The sequence below is a fragment of the Pseudomonas sp. TYF_14 genome, assembly GCF_043105275.1.
Lineage (GTDB): Bacteria > Pseudomonadota > Gammaproteobacteria > Pseudomonadales > Pseudomonadaceae > Aquipseudomonas > Aquipseudomonas alloputida.
Genome location: NZ_JBICLK010000043.1, coordinates 1 through 3,985 on the forward strand (window position 1 = coordinate 1; position 3,985 = coordinate 3,985).

Sequence of the window (3,985 nt, forward strand, 5' to 3'; positions counted from 1 at the left end):
CTGCAACCGGGGCTCAGTTTCACCCTGACCGGTCACCCACGTGACGACCTCAATGCGCATTGGCGGGTCAACACGGTTACCCATAAAGGCCACCAGTTCACCAGCCTGCAGGAAGAAGCCGCCGGCGCCGATGTAAGCACGCGCTACGAGCAGACCGCAGTGCTGGTCCCCGGTCGGACCGAATGGCGCCCTGCGCCATTGAAAAAACCACGAATCGACGGGCCGCACATGGCCACCGTCGTCGGCCCGCCTGGCGAGGAAATCTACTGCGATGAATGGGGCCGGGTAAAAGTCAGTTTCCCCTGGGACCGCGAAAGCCAGAACAACGAGTTCAGTTCGTGCTGGCTGCGGGTGTCTCAAGGCTGGGCGGGGGGCAGCTGGGGCTCGATGGCCATCCCTCGGATCGGCCAGGACGTGATCATCCATTACGTCAACGGCGACCCCGACCAGCCGATGATCACCGGGCGCACTTACTGCGGTGACCAACTGCCGCCTTACGATCTGCCCGATCACAAAACACGCATGACCATCAAGAGCCAGACCCACAAGGGGGAAGGTTTCAACGAGCTGCGTTTCGAGGATGAGCTGGGCAAGGAGGAAGTGTTCATCCATGCCCAGAGAGATCAGAACACTCTGGTCAAACACAACCAGTCCCTCTCTGTGGGCGTCGATCGCACCCAACAGATTGGCCAGGACGAATCGGTCGCCATTGGCCGCAATCGTCTGCGCGTCGTCAAGGCCAACGACACCTTGAAAGTGGGGGGTGGCAAAAACGACCTCATCGCAGGCGACTACGAAGTCGAAGCGGGCAACACGCTACGCCTCAAGTGCGGCAAGACCCTTATCGAAATGCATGCCAATGGCACGCTGAACATCACCTGCGAGACCTTCAACTTCACCGCACAGCAGACCGGGCAGATCAACACCCTGGCGGCAAAGCTCGACCTCAACCCAACGGGTGGTTCGTCGGGCGCGGGCGCGAACGGGCGCGACAGCGATTCACTCAAGGCTGACGTGGATGGGCATTTCGACTAGCGCTCGCACAGCCACCCTGCACTGAACTCGAAAAGGACTACCCGAGATGACCCAATACCTGACGCACGATGTAATTCTCGATCTGGGTGATGAAGCCCCCGAGGACTTGACGCTGAACATGCTGCGCTTCCCCAACAGACAAACCACGTTGGTGATCGCTCGCAGCCCTGTTGCAACCACCAAGACCCTGGATGAGGCCTTGGAGGAGCAACTGAACGTATTACGGAAGAAGTCAAAGGCGCTGACTATTACGCCCGCGAAAGTGACCCGCCTTGGAAGCAATGAGCATCCCGTCGACAGTCGGGAAATGGCCATCCAGTTCATGGTCGGCGACAAGCCCCACTACCAGCTTCAGGCAGCCTGCCTGATACCGGGGCAGCAACGGATGCTGGTGCTCAACTACAGCAAGCCTGGGCCTTTGAGTGACGACGATATCAGCCACTGGCGCGCGCTTAAAGACGAGCTCCGATTTGCCTGAGCCTCTCCACGCCCCAGGACAAGGACTTTCGGATTGCTAGGAGCTTACCGCCAATGGCGCAGACCGTTCACGCCGCCCGAATGGGCGACGCAATTCTTCATCCATCGCTTGCCGCTGAAATGATCAGCGCAGTTGCCGAGGCCGTTGTCTATGCAGCGGCCACCGCAGCCGTCGCCGCAGCCATCAGCTTGGCCGTGGTTGGCACCGTAGCCACTGGCGGTGCGGCTGGCGTCGCCATCGCCGCCGTCGCGGGTGTGGCAGTCGGCGCAATGAGCACCCTTTCCGTCGGCGAAGACCAGACTGTCGGCGACGCCATCTCCAGCTTTTGCGACAGCCTTGGCAACAGCGTGGACTCGCCCGATACCTACGGAAAAATCGAGAGTGGGTCAACCAATGTGCTCATTAACAGTGAGCCCGCTGCGCGCGCGGCCGGCATCACTGGCCCACCGGGGGGCGGCGCAGCCGATACTGAACAACAGGAACCGTCCATCCTGGAGAACGTCGGTTCCATGGCCATGGCTGCGGTGCCTTATCTCGTCCCGTTCGTGGGGCTGGGGATGGCCATACGTGACATCTTCAACTCGCCCGTGACCACACCGGCCGACCCAGGCTCGGAGCCCGCTGAAGGAGACAAGATCAGCTGTTCGCGCCACCCGCCCCTGCCCGACACCTTCATTGCGCAAGGCTCGGACAAGGTATTCATCAATGGCCAACCCGCAGCGCGTTCAGGTGACAAGACCACCTGCGATGCCACGATTGATGTGAATGAAAACGTATCGCCCAATGTGCGCATGGGTGGCGGTACGGCGACGGTCCGGGACATTCGCAACGGCAAGAGCAAGATTGCGATGTTTACCGGGATCATTGCGGGGATGCTTATCTCCCGAAGGTTTGGCCGCATCAAAGGGTGCACATTAGGTAACCCGGTTGCCGTTGCCACAGGGAGCAAGCTGCAGGAGGGGCCGGAGGACATCGATTTCAATCTCCCAGGCTTGCTGGGCATCCAATGGGCACGGCGCTACGACAGCAGGGACATGCGCAGCGACGGTCTACTGGGGATGGGTTGGAGTGTCCCCTATGAAGTGGAGCTGGCCCGCGTCCCACATCCTCAAGGCGGTACGCTTTGGATCTACATCGACAACGACGGTAACCGACTGGAACTGGGCCGCCTCAGTGCCGGTGATGCCTTCATCAGTGCCGTGGACGGCTTGGCCTTCTTCCAGCTGGAGGACGGCCAGACCGTTGTCGAAGATATCAATGAAGGGCTTTATCGGGTCTTCGATACCGACCCGCTGAATCCGAAACGCTCACGGCTCATCAGGCTCGGCGACCGCAATCTCAATTGCCTCGACCTGCTGTACGACGAACAAGGGCGCCTGAAAGCCCTCTATGACAAGTACGGCCAAACGGTCGTGCAGCTTCACTATGCCGCCAGGCATCCCCAGCGTGTCAGTGAGGTATCACGGGTGTTCCTGAATAACGGTGGAACACCGACGGTAGAACACAGCGAACTGCTGGTCAGCTATCGCTACACCGACAACGGGCAACTGCATGAGGTATTGGATGCGACGGATCAACGAGTCCGCCGCTTCACTTACACCCCCGAGGGCTATCTCAATAGCCATCAACTGGCTAGCGGTGCTGTCCGCGAATACGAATGGGCGCGCTTCGCCATTCCTGAAACGCGCCCTGCCCCCAAGCGCCTGGACGGTACACCCTACCGCTTGCCTCCACTGCTGGAGCCCCAACCCGATCACGAGTGGCGGGTGATTCGCCACTGGGGCAGCGATGGTGAAGAGTACCGGTTCGAGTACAACCTGGAAGCCGGTGAAACCCTCGTCACGGACAACCTCGGCCGCCGTGATCACTACTACTGGGGGCCACTGTACGAGGTCTATAAGCACATCGACCCTCAGGGCAACTGCTGGCTGGCGGAAGTGATCGCCGGACAGTTGATCAAGCGCATCGACCCGCAAGGAGGCGAATGGCGCTACAGCTACGACGATATCGGCCGCCTGATCGAAACCCGCGATCCCCTCGGCCGCAGCGAACACATCAAATACCTACGACATTGGGCGCTACCCATCCAGGTCACCGATACAGCCGGACGGACTCGGCAATACGGCTACGACAGCCACGGCAATCTGCTCTGGCAGCAGGACCCGCTGGGGCGCGAGACACAGTACCAATACGACCCGGAAGGCCGTGTTACCCAGGTCACCGATGCCCTCGAAAAGAGCAAGTACCTGAGCTGGAACACGTGCGGTCAGTTGCTCAGCTACCGCGACTGCAGCAATGCCCAGACGCTGTATCACTACGACGCCCATGGCCGCTTGCGCGAAAGCATCAATGCCCGGGGTGAACACACCCACTTCCGCTACGACGCACGTGGTTATCTGGTCGAAAGCGAACGCCCGGACGGTCGCATTGATCGTTATGAAATTGATGTCGCTGGTCAACTGACGCGCTATA

The 3,985-nt window shown here is 60.2% G+C and carries 3 protein-coding genes; all 3 read left to right on the plus strand.

Annotation, left to right across the window (positions count from 1 at the left end; all coding sequences use genetic code 11):
- On the plus strand, window positions 1-1,035 hold a 1,035-nt coding region (locus ACF8O8_RS12860; RefSeq protein ID WP_392509790.1), incomplete at its 5' end, for a type VI secretion system Vgr family protein.
- Window positions 1,036-1,081: 46 nt separating this feature from the next.
- Window positions 1,082-1,513, plus strand: coding sequence for a DcrB-related protein (locus ACF8O8_RS12865; RefSeq protein ID WP_392509791.1), 432 nt, complete (start codon window positions 1,082-1,084; stop codon window positions 1,511-1,513).
- Window positions 1,514-1,566: 53 nt separating this feature from the next.
- Window positions 1,567-3,985: PAAR domain-containing protein (locus ACF8O8_RS12870; protein WP_392509792.1), on the plus strand; the 2,419-nt coding region annotated here is incomplete at its 3' end.